The organism is Kushneria sp. EE4 (assembly GCF_977968315.1).
Map to the genome: position 1 here is coordinate 1,147,045 of NZ_OZ386212.1, position 12,878 is coordinate 1,159,922.

11 protein-coding genes are annotated in these 12,878 nt (G+C 59.0%); 3 read left to right on the forward strand and 8 right to left on the reverse strand.

Features of this window, described 5'->3' with window-relative positions; genetic code table 11:
- Positions 1 to 24 precede the first annotated feature (24 nt).
- Positions 25 to 1,398 carry a nucleotide 5'-monophosphate nucleosidase PpnN gene (ppnN, locus tag ACXMYO_RS05240; RefSeq protein ID WP_438767285.1) on the reverse strand — a complete coding sequence of 458 codons (1,374 nt, stop codon included), beginning with the start codon at positions 1,396 to 1,398 and terminating at the stop codon, positions 25 to 27.
- Between the two features lie 61 nt (positions 1,399 to 1,459).
- On the reverse strand, positions 1,460 to 1,744 hold the full coding sequence (locus ACXMYO_RS05245) for a hypothetical protein (RefSeq protein WP_457808021.1): 285 nt from the start codon (positions 1,742 to 1,744) through the stop codon (positions 1,460 to 1,462).
- A gap of 196 nt (positions 1,745 to 1,940) precedes the next feature.
- Here ACXMYO_RS05245 and ACXMYO_RS05250 point away from each other — a divergent pair, with 196 nt between their 5' ends.
- Positions 1,941 to 2,873, forward strand: coding sequence for a LysR family transcriptional regulator (locus ACXMYO_RS05250; protein ID WP_457808022.1), 933 nt, complete (start codon positions 1,941 to 1,943; stop codon positions 2,871 to 2,873).
- A gap of 80 nt (positions 2,874 to 2,953) precedes the next feature.
- Here the strand turns inward: ACXMYO_RS05250 and gcvP are convergent, their stop codons facing one another.
- Together gcvP and gcvH are read right to left on the reverse strand one after the other, a co-directional pair.
- Complete coding sequence (gcvP, locus tag ACXMYO_RS05255) at positions 2,954 to 5,845, reverse strand: aminomethyl-transferring glycine dehydrogenase (RefSeq protein ID WP_457808023.1); 2,892 nt, start codon at positions 5,843 to 5,845, stop codon at positions 2,954 to 2,956.
- Positions 5,846 to 5,973: 128 nt separating this feature from the next.
- Complete coding sequence (gene gcvH, locus ACXMYO_RS05260; RefSeq protein ID WP_438767289.1) at positions 5,974 to 6,372, reverse strand: glycine cleavage system protein GcvH; 399 nt, start codon at positions 6,370 to 6,372, stop codon at positions 5,974 to 5,976.
- 331 nt (positions 6,373 to 6,703) lie between these two features.
- On the opposite strand from gcvH, the gene ACXMYO_RS05265 reads away from it, so the two are divergent.
- Both ACXMYO_RS05265 and gcvT read left to right on the forward strand, forming a co-directional pair.
- Positions 6,704 to 8,068 (forward strand): amino acid carrier protein, encoded by a 1,365-nt coding sequence (locus ACXMYO_RS05265; protein ID WP_438767290.1) that lies wholly within the window; start codon positions 6,704 to 6,706, stop codon positions 8,066 to 8,068.
- A gap of 86 nt (positions 8,069 to 8,154) precedes the next feature.
- Positions 8,155 to 9,270 (forward strand): glycine cleavage system aminomethyltransferase GcvT, encoded by a 1,116-nt coding sequence (gene gcvT / locus ACXMYO_RS05270; RefSeq protein ID WP_457808024.1) that lies wholly within the window; start codon positions 8,155 to 8,157, stop codon positions 9,268 to 9,270.
- Between the two features lie 74 nt (positions 9,271 to 9,344).
- Here gcvT and ACXMYO_RS05275 read toward each other — a convergent pair whose 3' ends face one another.
- Genes ACXMYO_RS05275 through ACXMYO_RS05290 form a run of 4 tightly spaced genes read right to left on the reverse strand, consistent with a single transcriptional unit; the run spans position 9,345 to position 12,850 of the window.
- Entirely contained in the window at positions 9,345 to 9,914 is a 570-nt protein-coding gene (locus ACXMYO_RS05275; RefSeq protein WP_457808025.1) for a phosphatase PAP2 family protein, read from the reverse strand.
- On the reverse strand, positions 9,904 to 11,136 hold the full coding sequence (locus ACXMYO_RS05280; RefSeq protein WP_457808026.1) for a glycosyltransferase family 4 protein: 1,233 nt from the start codon (positions 11,134 to 11,136) through the stop codon (positions 9,904 to 9,906). Before ACXMYO_RS05280 ends, ACXMYO_RS05275 begins: the two co-directional genes overlap by 11 nt.
- A complete protein-coding gene (locus tag ACXMYO_RS05285; RefSeq protein WP_457808027.1) occupies positions 11,133 to 11,990 on the reverse strand; it encodes a LysM peptidoglycan-binding domain-containing protein in 858 nt (285 codons plus the stop codon). Before ACXMYO_RS05285 ends, ACXMYO_RS05280 begins: the two co-directional genes overlap by 4 nt.
- On the reverse strand, positions 11,972 to 12,850 hold the full coding sequence (locus ACXMYO_RS05290; RefSeq protein ID WP_457808028.1) for an acyltransferase: 879 nt from the start codon (positions 12,848 to 12,850) through the stop codon (positions 11,972 to 11,974). Before ACXMYO_RS05290 ends, ACXMYO_RS05285 begins: the two co-directional genes overlap by 19 nt.
- Between the last annotated feature and the right edge of the window lie 28 nt (positions 12,851 to 12,878).

Here is a 12,878-nt window from a genome sequence, read left to right on the forward strand (position 1 = left end):
GCCACCTTCGGGATAGATAGCGCTTTACGTATTCAGCGTATAGCAGGGTACGTATTCGGTGCCCGGTAATTTCATGCGGCCCTGGGCGACAAAAGAGGTCAGCAGGTCATCCAGGGGTTGCATGAGTTCACTTTCGGCATTGAGCCGGAAGGGACCATGCCTTTCGATGGCGCGTACTCCCTGTTCCTTGACGTTGCCGGCCACGATCCCTGAAAAGGCGCGGCGCAGATTGGCCGCCAGATCATGCACGTTCTGGCGGCGGTGAAGTGCCAGTCCGGCCATCGAGTCGTGGTTGGGAGTGAAGGGCTTTTGAAAGTCCTCCGGGATATCAAGGCGCCAGTTGAAGTAGAAGGCGTCCTGATGCTCGCGCCGAAAGGTGGTGACCTCCTCGATGCCCTCTCTCATGGCACGTGCAACGCCGACCGGATCATCAATCATGATGCGATAGTGCTTTTGTGCCTCGGCGCCGAGTGTGAACGCGATAAACTCATCGATGCGTCGGAAGTAGTCGGCGCTGCCGGCAGGCCCGGTAAAGATGATCGGGAAGGGAATGTCCGTATTGTTTGGATGCAGCAGTACACCCAGCAGATAAAGAATTTCTTCGGCGGTGCCCACGCCGCCCGGAAAGATAATGATGCCGTGGCCGACTCGAATAAAGGCCTCAAGGCGCTTTTCGATATCCGGCATGATGACCAGTTCATTGACGATCGGGTTGGGTGATTCGGCAGCGATGATGCCCGGCTCCGAAATTCCCAGATAGCGGCTGTTGCGGCGACGCTGTTTGGCGTGTGCCACATTGGCGCCTTTCATTGGCCCTTTCATGGCGCCCGGGCCGCAACCGGTGCAGATGTCCATGTCGCGCAGGCCCAGGTGATAGCCGACCGACTTGCTGTAGTCGTACTCTTCGCGCGAAATGGAGTGGCCGCCCCAGCAGACCACGAGATTGGGATCCCGGGAAGGCTTCATGACGCCGGCATTGCGCAGTATATGGAATACGGCGTTGGTAATGCCTTCGGCTGATTCCAGGTCGAAGCGGCCATGCTTTTCGATCTCGTTGGAGACATAGACCACATCGCGCAGGACAGAAGAGAGCAGCTCACGGATCCCGCGAATCATGCTGCCATCGACAAAGGCATGAGCCGGCGCATTGGTCAGCTTCAGGCGAATGCCGCGGTCCTGCTGGATTACTTCGATATCAAAGTCGTGATAGGTCTCAAGCACACTGCAGCTGTCATCGACCATGGTGCCGTAGTTCAGAATGGCCAGTGCGCAGCGGCGCAATACGTCATGCATGCCGTTGGATGAAGTGTCACGCAGGCGATTGACTTCCTGCTGCGAGAGCACCTCCAGACTGCCTTCCGGAGAAATGGTAGCTGAAATTCGTGTGGCTTCTGTCATCCTCTTTGATATCCTTTTCCTGCAGTCATCAAATGCCAGAGCGGACCCTGACGGCAATGGATCAGTTCGTTCGGCTCGTGGCGCTGTGCCAGAGTTGTTCGATACGCTGGCGGTCATCGCTTTCCATGGCATCTTCCATGAAGGTGCTTTCAAGCCACTGGCGGTAGGTGGCATCGAAATCCTCGGCGGTCACGGTTTCCGGATCGTATTGCGCCATCTCCTGTACCAGTTCTATCTGCGGAATCATGTAGCCCAGTGCAAAAAGGTCCTCATCGGGCGCCTCGGATTCCATGACCAGCAGTGTCTTTTTGATGCTCTCGGCGCGTCTTGAAAAGGGGTCGGGCATGATGAATTTTCCAGTGTTCGGCGGTGTCAAAAGTCACGTCCCGGGATGCTAACACGAGACTCCGGGGAGCTCATGCGGGCTGCAGGATTTTCTGATAAAGTAGTTGGCCACGCCGTATCTGTCTGATCAGAAATGAAGATTTTTATCTGCCCTGGTTGCTCCGCACCCGGGGCCGTTAGTGAGCTGATAACCCCCCATGTTCAATGCCCAGTATTTCAAGACCTTTATCACGCTGGTGGAAACAGGCAGCTTCACCCATACGGCACACAAGCTGGAAATGACTCAGCCCGGGGTCAGCCAGCACATCCGCAAGCTTGAGCATTACCTCGACAAGACTCTGCTGCGCCGTCACGGCCGTCGCTTTACGCTGACAGAGGCCGGCCGACGTGCCTACGACTACGCCATTCGGCTTTTTGCCGAGCATGAACAGTTTCGTCACGGTCTTGACGATGAGTCGCTCAGCAGCGGTGACTGCCGTATTGCCAGCCCCTCGAGTATCGGACTGATGTTCTATCCCTTTTCGCTGGGCTATCAGCAGGTCAATACCGGTCTGACCATCAGCTACAATTTTGCCTTCAATGCCGAGATCGTTCAGGACGTGCTGGCGGGGCGCTATGATCTAGGCATCGTGACAGACATTACGCGTCACCCGGACCTCGAATATGAGCTCTGGCATCACGAGCCGTTGTGTCTGGTGGTGCCGGCCGATTTTCGTGGTAACAGCATCAATGAACTACTGGCGCTGGGTTTTTTGAACTATTTCGACGGCGTCCACAATGCAAGTCAGGTGCTGCGCGAGAACTATGCCGACGAGTTTCGCTCGATCAGCTATTTCCCGCAGAAAGGCTATACCAACGATGTTGCGGTGGTGCTTGATGCGGTCGCGCGTGGCCTTGGCTTTACCGTTGTCTCGCGCCCGGTGCTCGAAACCTCTCCCTGGCAGCGCCAGGTTCAGGAAGTCCCACTGTCAGTGCCGGTCTATGAATCCCTCTATATACTGACCCGTCGCGGCGTCGAGCTGCCTCGCCGCTATCGCCAGCTGCTTGATGAGTTTCGCGAGCAGCGGCGTAACGCGCTTTACGGCTATGAAGCGCCCGCTGATATGGCTTCTGAAGGGAATCACGCGTAAGCACGTTTGAAGGCGTCAGCGCCGTGATATCAGGCCGACACAGTGCGTTTCACTGTGTCGGCCTTTTTGATCAGGGGTGCTTAATCGCGATAGTCGTCGATGCTCGGACAGCTGCAGATCAGGTTGCGGTCGCCATAGACATTATCCACTCGATTGACACTGGGCCAGAACTTGGCCTCTCTTGTCGCCCGGGTGGGGAAGGCGGCCTGCTCGCGTGAGTAGGGCCAGGGCCAGTCATCGCAGGACAGGTCGTACTGGGTGTGCGGGGCATTGACCAGAACGTTGTTATCGCGCGCGGCGTCACCCTGTTCGATGGCACGAATCTCGTCGCGAATGGCGATCATTGCCTCGCAGAAGCGATCCAGCTCCTGACGCGACTCGGATTCGGTGGGTTCGATCATCAGTGTCCCGGCCACCGGGAACGACATGGTCGGCGCATGAAAGCCGTAATCCATCAGGCGTTTGGCAATGTCTTCTTCATCGATGCCACTTGCTGCCTTGAGCGGGCGAATGTCGATAATGCACTCATGGGCTACGTGGCCCTTTTTGCCACGATAGAGCACGCTATAGTGCTCGCTCAGCCGATGGGCCACGTAGTTGGCGTTCAAAATGGCCGCTTCGCTGGCCTCGCGCAGCCCTCTTGCGCCCATCATGACGATGTAGGCCCATGAAATGGGCAGAATCAGTGCGCTGCCAAAGGCCGCTGAGGAGACGGCAGTACCGGGTTCAAAACGGGTATGACCTTCGCGATGCACATGGCCCGGCAGATAGTCCGCCAGATGTGCCCTGACGCCGATCGGGCCCATGCCCGGGCCGCCGCCGCCGTGAGGAATGCAAAAGGTCTTGTGCAGATTGAGGTGCGAGACATCGCCGCCGTAGTCGCCCGGCCGACACAGCCCGACCTGGGCGTTCATGTTGGCGCCGTCGATATACACCTGCCCACCGTGCTGATGCACGATGTCGCAGGCTTTTCGAATACCTTCCTCGAACACGCCATGCGTTGAGGGGTAGGTCAGCATGATCGCCGAAAGCTCGTCACTGTGTTTTTCGGCCTTGGCCTGTAGATCTTCCAGATCGATATTGCCGTTGGCGTCACACTCCACCACGACCACTTTCATGCTGGTCATGGCAGCCGATGCCGGGTTGGTGCCGTGGGCCGACGATGGGATCAGACAGATATGTCGATGACCCTGATCGATCGACTGCTGATAGCGCCGAATGGCCAGAAGCCCGGCATATTCGCCCTGCGCGCCCGAGTTGGGCTGCATGGAAATGGCGTCGTAACCGGTCACTTCCACGAGATAGTCGCCAAGCTCTTCGATCATCTTCAGATAGCCCGGGACCTGCGTCTCGGGCGCAAAGGGATGAATATCGGCACATTCGGTCCACGACAGCGGCAGCATTTCGGTGGTGGCATTGAGCTTCATGGTGCAAGAGCCCAGCGGAATCATGGCATGCGTCAGCGATAGATCACGATTTTCAAGGCGTTTCAGGTAGCGCAGCATCTCGGTTTCGCTTTGATAGCGCGAGAAGGTCGGATGCGTCAGAAACGCTGACTGGCGCTGGCAGGCGTCCGGCAGCTGTGTTGCGCTCTGTTGAAGTGCGGCGTCAAGTGCAGTGACGTCATGACCGTGTTGACCACCCAGCAAAATGGTGAAAAGGGCGTTGAGATCCTGTGATGTAGTGGTCTCATCCAGGCTGACTCCCACGCGGCCATCCTCGCGATAGCGAAGATTATGACCGGCCGCTTCGGCGCGCTGGCGCAGGGCCTGCACATCCGCCACCTGCAGGGTCAGAGTGTCGAAAAAGTGCTCGCTTGCCACACGGATATCGCTGTCGGACAGGCCGCTTGCCAGAATGCGGGTCATTCGATGAACGCGGTGAGCGATGGTGCGAATACCCTCGGGGCCGTGATAGACCGCATAAAAGCCGGCAATATTGGCCAGCAGCGCCTGAGCGGTACAAATGTTGGAGGTCGCCTTTTCGCGGCGGATATGCTGTTCACGCGTCTGCATGGCCATGCGAAGGGCAGGCTGACCGTGTCGGTCGCGGGAAACGCCGATCACGCGTCCGGGCATGGCACGCTTGAGATCATCGTTAACGGCAAAAAAGGCGGCATGCGGACCACCAAAGCCCATGGGCACGCCAAAGCGCTGGGCTGAGCCCAAAGCGATATCGGCGCCCATCTCGCCCGGCGGCCTCAAAAGTGCCAGCGCCAACAGATCGGTGGCCACGGCCACCATGACCTGGCGCTCGTGGGCGCGCTCGATGAGCGCCTCGATATCCGTGACAGTTCCATCATCGGCCGGATACTGCAGCAGCGCACCAAAAACGTCGTACTGATCAAGCTGCTCTGCCCGGTCCACGATCACTTCAAGGCCAAGCCAGCGTGCACGCGTGCGCACGACATCCAGGGTCTGGGGGAAAACGTGGTCTGCGACAAAAAAGGCCTGGCTTTTGTTTTTGCGGTTGGCACGCTTGCACAGCGCCATGGCCTCGGCCGCGGCGGTGGCCTCATCCAGCAGTGAGGCGTTGGCCAGCGCCATGCCGGTCATGTCCATGACCATCTGCTGAAAGTTGAGTAGCCCTTCAAGACGCCCCTGGGCGATTTCGGGTTGATAGGGGGTGTAGGCCGTGTACCAGCCCGGGTTTTCCAGCACGTTTCGTGCAATGACGGCGGGCATGAGAGTGCCGTAATAACCGGCCCCGATATGGTTTCTCATGACCCGATTGGTGCCCATGACACGTTTCAGGCGAGTGAGCGCTTCGAGCTCCGATACCGGTTCAGCCAGATTCAGTTCGCCTTCCATGCGAATATCCGAAGGGATGGCGTGATCGAGCAGCGCCTGCATCGTTTCGGCATCCAGTGTCGCCAGCATATGACGACGTGCCGTGGCATCAACGCCGATATGACGGGCAATAAACGCATCATGCGCGAAGAGTTCATTCAGCGAGCGAGAATCAGCGGCCATGGGATATCCGTAAAATGGAGTGTCAAAAAGCCCTGCTGCGGGCGCGGCGGGCGAGAAGCCGGGCGGTGATCAGGCGTTTTATGACAGCGGCGAGGAGGTCAGCCCCGTGGTGTCAGTGGTAGACGCTATCAGTCGTTTTCTTCGTTGGCGACAAGCTCGGTATAGCTGTCGGCATCCATCAAAGACTCGAGTTCATCGGGCTCTGACAGACGAATCTTGATCAGCCAGGCATCGTCATAGGGGCTTTCGTTGAGGCTTTCCGGTGCATCCTCGAGCAGGGTGTTGACGCCAAGAACTTCACCGCCCAGCGGGGCATAGAGGTCGGAAGCGGCCTTGACCGATTCAACCACACCGAACTCCTCACCGGTTGTGATGGTGCTGCCAACCTCGGGAAGCTCCACGAATACCACATCACCAAGTGCCTGCTGTGCGTGGTCGGTAATGCCGATGGTGACGGTACCATCGCCATTGTCCTGAACCCATTCGTGACTGTCCGAATAGCGGAGATTAGTGGGGATCTGGCTCATTTTATGTGTCCTGTTCAATGCCAAGATGACGGATGGCGAAACATCCCGGAGATAACGAGGCTGACCTGCCTATAGGGTGGCTTCAGGCGGCCTGCTCGTCCACTGCTGATTGAGGATCGGCGATTTTGTTATGCCGGCTTGTTTCCGATCGGAAACTTTTTGCTTATCGTAACGTTGCCGGTCGGGGACTAAAAGGGGCGTGCGAGAAAAACGTCGTTCCCGGGCACGCTTGCCATGACATCAGCGGGGCCAGCCTGTAGATTTTCATGATGCACCGTCATCCACGGTGTTCAACAAACAATGACTTCAATAACAAAAGGGGAAATCGGTCATGGACGCATTGCAGGGACTGGTGGAAGGTATTAATGGCGTGGTCTGGGGACCACTCATGCTGGTGTTATTGCTGGGTGTGGGGCTTTATCTGCAGATCGGACTCAAGGGCATGCCGGTACGCAACATCGGCCGGGCCTTTGCATTGCTCTGGCAGGGGCGCACGCCGGGTGAAAAGGACAGCGGCGAGATATCCTCGTTCAACGCGCTCATGACCTCGCTGTCGGCCACCATCGGCACCGGCAATATCGCCGGGGTTGCCACCGCCATTGCGCTGGGCGGGCCGGGCGCCGTGTTCTGGATGTGGATGACCGCGCTGGTCGGCATGGCGACCAAATACGCCGAAGCCGTCTGCGCCGTGCGTTATCGTGAACGCGATGAGCAGGGCAATTTCGTGGGCGGACCGATGTATTACATCAAAAACGGTCTCGGCAAGCGCTACGCCTGGCTGGGTGTAATGTTTGCCCTGTTCGGCACCCTGGCCTCCTTTGGTATTGGCAATACGGTACAGGCCAATTCGGTCGCCGATGCTCTGTCGACATCGTTTAGTATTCCTTCGTGGGTGACCGGTCTGGTGATCATGGTGCTGGCAGGGGCCGTCATTCTGGGCGGCATTCAGCGCATCTCAAGCGTTGCCGGTCGACTGGTGCCGTTCATGGCCGTGGCCTATCTGCTGGCCGGGCTTGTGGTACTGGCCATCAATTACGCCGCCATTCCCGATGCGCTCTGGCTGATCATCAAGCACGCCTTCACGCCCATTTCGGCGGCCGGTGGGTTTGCCGGCGCTGCCGTGGCGGCCGCCATTCGCTTTGGTGTGGCACGCGGTGTCTTTTCCAACGAGGCAGGTCTTGGTAGTGCACCGATCGCCCATGCCGCAGCACAGACCAACAGTCCCGTCAGGCAGGGCATGGTGGCCATGCTGGGTACCTTTATCGATACCATCGTGGTCTGCTCGATCACGGCATTGGCGATCGTGACTTCCGGCCAGTGGCTCGAGGGTGATTCGGGCGCCTCGTTGACCTCCATGGCCTTTCGTATGGCCCTGCCGGGACCGGGAGACTATATCGTGGCCATCGCGCTGGCGATTTTTGCCTTCACCACCATTCTGGGTTGGTCCTACTACGGCGAGCGATGCTTCCAGTACCTTTTTGGCAGCCGCGCCGCGCGTTTCTACCGAATTGCCTTTGTACTGGCCATCCCCGTGGGTGCGATGGCACATCTTGATTTTATCTGGCTGCTGGCGGACACCTTCAATGCCCTGATGGCCATTCCCAACCTGATTGCGCTGGCGCTGCTGTCACCGGTCGTGTTCAAGCTGACCCGAGAGCATTTTGCTGCAGAGAAACAGGCGGTCAATCAACGGTAAACAGGGGTTGGCTGCATGGGCATGCCCTCATCAAATGGGGCATGCCCGTTTAAACGTATTCATCATGAACCGGATTCGGAGGATTTATGTCCACCCTGCATCGAACGCCGCTTTATACGCTCTGGCAACAGCGTGGGGCCAGGTTCGTTCCCTTCGCCGGCTATGAAATGCCGGTCCAGTTCGAAATGGGGATCAAGCGGGAGCACGAGCACACCCGTCGCCAGTGCGGGTTGTTTGACGTCTCCCACATGGGGCAGATGCTGATTCACGGTAGCCGGCCGGCGCAGGCACTGGAGCGGGTGTCACCCATCGATGCCGCCGGGATCCAGCCCGGTCGGCAACGCTACGGGCTTTTTACCAGCAATACCGGCGGTATCCACGATGATTTCATGGCGGTCAACGCCGGAGACCATCTCTATCTGGTCGTCAATGCGGCCTGTCGCGCCGCCGATGCCGCGCTGCTGAGAAGCGGGCTGGGCGATGGCGGTGTTCTTGAGGTTGTCGAGGACCGCGCCCTGCTGGCGCTTCAGGGGCCCTCGGCGCGCCAGGTCATGGGCAGGCTGTGCCCGGCGGCAACAGCGCTGACCTTTATGCAGCATGCTCGGTTTGACGTCATGGGGCATGAGCTGTGGGTGAGCTGCTCGGGGTATACCGGAGAGGACGGCTTTGAGCTGTCGATTCCGGCAGCAGGCGCCACCGACATTGCCGAGTGGCTGCTGGCTCAGGAAGAAGTGGCGCCCATTGGCCTTGGGGCGCGTGATTCATTGCGACTCGAAGCAGGGCTTTGTCTCTACGGTCATGATATGGACAAGGAAACCACGCCTGTTGAAGCCTCGCTGGGCTGGGCGGTCGGCAAGGCGAGACGTCAGGGCGGCGAGCGTGAAGGCGGATTTCCGGGGGCGGACGTTATCCTGACCCAGCAGGGCAATCAGGACACCGAGCGGGTGAGAGTGGGGCTCAAGGCCGACGGAAGAGCGCCGGTTCGTGAGGGAGCGTCGCTTTACAACCTTGACGGTGACCCTATTGGCGAGGTGACCTCAGGCACGTTTGGGCCGTCGGTCGGCGCCCCGGTGGCCATGGGCTATGTCAGACGTGAGTTCAGAGAGGCCGGTCAGACACTGCAGGCAGAAGTTCGCGGTCGGCGCCTGGACATGACCGTGACACCAATGCCGTTTGTCACGACGCACTATCATCGCGGTTGAGGGTAATAAAAAGGCCCTGCATCGATTGGCAGGGCCTCCAGGATAACGCTTGTGGCGCGTTCTCGGCTGTCTCGTTACATGCCAAACAGCATGCCCCGCAGCGCAATAATAATCAGCGCCATGCCGTGGGCCAGTACAAAGCCGATCAACGCGCCGGCGGCGACATCGGTGATGTAGTGCAGGCCCAGAATGACGCGGGACAGCATGACCAGTACGGCAAAGGGGGCTACCACGATCAGCATCTGGGGGACGAACAGCGCAGCCAACGTGGTAAACATTACGGCATGCAGCGTATGGCCACTCGGGAAACTGTAGCGGTCCAGCGGCGGCATGGTGCAGGGAATTTCAAAGGAGATGTAGGGGCGCTCACGGCACAGCCGGTTTTTGACCAGGCGATAGAGAATGCCGCCTACTGCCGCTGAAAGGCCAAAGCAGACTCCCAGAAACCAGCCATACCACCATTGGGTCAGCAGTGGAATGCTCAGACACATCGCAATCCATGCCGGCGCATCACCCAGCCGGCTTGCCCAGCGCAGCACAAAAAGAAGCGGACGATAGGCGCCAAGGCGGGCCAGCTTATTGCACGCTTTCCACTCGAGTGTATCGAGTCTTTTGAATACCGGAATAAGTCGTTCACCTGCCATCGTTCACCTCCTGTGCCTGAAGCAGATAGTCAATAAAGGCATCGCCAATCTTTGGCCAGCCCAGTGTATGTACCCGCTCACAGGCAGCACCCCCCATTGTTCGGGCTGATGCCATGTCGTTGCAAAGCGCCACGGCCGCCTCGATAAACTGCGCTGGTCTGTCAGGGGCGGCAAGCTTACCGTGTATGTCCTCACAAATCAGCTCACCTGCGGCTGCGTAATCAAAAGCGGCAACTGCCAGTCCGCTGGCCATTGCCTCGGTCACGACGTTGCCAAAGGTTTCCGAAAGCGACGGAAACAGAAAAATATCGGCACTGGCATAGTGCCTTGCCAGTGCCTGATCGCGTTGAAACCCCGCGAAATGGGCCCAGGGAAGACGCTTTTCCAGCAGCGCACGCTGTGGCCCGTCACCAACCAGCACCGCCTTGAGGTTCGGCTGGCGTGCTCGCATGGCCTCGAGCGTATCGATCAGCAGCAAAACGTTTTTCTCGGCCGCAAGTCGCCCGACATGCAGGGCAACCGGCGTCTCGTCATCGGCCCCCCATTGTGTGCGCAGCGAAGTATCGCGCTGACGGGGCGAAAAGCGCTCGTAATCAAGGCCTCTACTGAGCACCTTAACATTGTCATAACCATAGTGGGCGAGATTGTCTGCCTGGGCTTTGGTCGGTACCAGTGTGATGGTCGAGCGATTGTGAAAACGACGAAGAAAGGGTCTGACCAGCGGCGTGAGCACTTTCAGCATGATGTAGTGCCGGCTGTACTGATCGAAGTTGGTATGAAACCCGCTAACCACCGGGATGCCCAGCCGGCGCGCCTGATTGAGTGCAGAAAGTCCAAGTGGGCCTTCCGTGGCGATGTAGACAACATCGGGTCGATGAGTGCGCCACAGTCCTGCAATCCTGCGCGGGGCCGGAAATCCCATGCTGACGCCGTCGTAGTCCGGAATGGGGATGGCGCCGACCTGAAGCTCTTCACTCATCAGTTCATCGTGATGAGTGGTTCGCGGTCTGGGGCGAATCAGCTGCAGCGACATTCCGCACCCCTTCAGGTGGCGCGACAGGTGGCCAAGCGTGTGCGTGACGCCATTGATTTCGGGTGCCCAGGTTTCGCTCACAAAAGCGACCTTCAACGGTGGCCGAGAAGTATCGTGATGCTGGCCAGTATCGCCGTCGCTTGTGACATTCGCGAGGCGATCAGGTGACGTTTGAGTGTCGCGTGTCATCGCATGATCTGCCTGGGATTGAAGGGGCGTCCGGCATTACGCGTGTCAAAAAGAAGATCATGGCGGCCGGTACCGGCATCGCGCCGCACCTCGCACACTGGGGTGCCTGCGCTGATGCGCTGACCATTGCTGACATTGAGGCGGTCGCACTGGGCATAGACGCTTTGCAGGTTCTTGTCGTGATGAACGATCACGACCCCGCCGAGCTGGCGCATGGTGCCGGCAAAGCGCACGGTGCCGGAGGAGGCCGCCCGAGCCGTGCGGTCTCCTCCGGCAGAAAGAAGCATGGGCTGCAGAGCATCACGACTGTCCTTGCCGAACTCGCGCTGGACCTGGCCACCGCGCAGGGGCCATGACCATGGTCCGATGCCGCTGGGCAGGGCACTGGCCGGCGCCGGACTGGACTGCGCGCCGGCAGTACCGGTAGCGCGTGAGGCGGTCGATGCCGAGGCGCTGCCGACCGGCACGGTAAGCAGCTGACCGATCCGCAAACGGTTCGGGTCAACGCTGCGATTGGCTGTACTGATACGGCCACTGGACGTGTTGAAGTGGCTGGCAATACGCCCGAGCGTATCGCCGCTTCGCACCGCATAGCGATACTGCCCGTTGCCCGGGGCACGTTCATTGCGACCGGGCAGCATCAGCTGCTGGCCGATGCGCATGTCGTTGGCCCTGACGCCCGGATTGAAACGCTGCAGGCGCAGCAGCGGAATACCGGCCTGGCGAGCAATGGCGCTCATGGTATCTCCCCGCTGAACGGTGATATAACCGGCTTCGCCGCCACCGCCGGTACTGCGCCCGGCACACCCTGCCAGTAAAAGGAGCACTAAAAGGGTCAGGAAGCGGTAGTGCATGAGAGTTGCTGATCCTTTTCCTGCCATAGCGCATTGATCCATGCCTGAAAGCGTTCCCTGTAATACGTGTCGTTGAGGTAGTCCCCGCCGGGCATCCAGGCGGGGATATCCAGCCGTCTTGCCTTCAGGGTGATGCCGGCGCTTTTCCCGCACAGCAGGTCCCGAAAGCGCGTCCGGCCGTGACGATAGTCAAGTGTTACATCGATGATACCGGAGAGTTCATGCCCCATCATCGTCATGACCTGGGCGCAGCCGCCGGCACGAGGCTTGAGCAGGTGCTGATAGGGGCTTTGCTGCTGTTGATGTTTGGCCCTGGTGAAGCGCGTGCCCTCGGCAAAGTTGTAGATGGTAACAGGCGTGCGGTCGATATGGGTCAGCAGTTTTCGGGTCGCCTTGAGGTCATGCCTTGCCAGATGGGGTCGGCGTTTGAGCTGGTCGGCGCTATAGCGTCGCATCATCGGAAACTCGAGTGCCCACCAGGCCAGCCCCAGAATCGGTACCCAGATCAGCTCACGCTTGATGAAAAAGCGCGGCATCGGCAGATGTTTGTGCAGGGCATAGAGCATCACAAAGACATCCGTCCAGCTGCGGTGATTGGCAATCACCAGCCAGTGGCGCTCTCTGGAAAGCGTGTCGGGCAGGGAAATCTCCCAGTCCGGTTTCAACCAGTGGCGTATCCAGACGTTATTGGTCGTGATCCAGAGGCTGGCGATACAGTTCAGGCATGCGAGCAGCTGCCCCTGCAGGGAGCGAAAGGGAAGTATCAGCTTGAGAAGACTTAATACGACCAGTGGTATGCCCCAGAACAGCGTATTGCCGATCAGCAGCACGATACTGATGATGCCCTTGAGCCATGCCATGGTGATCCGAGTCCTTGTTGCCGTGTCC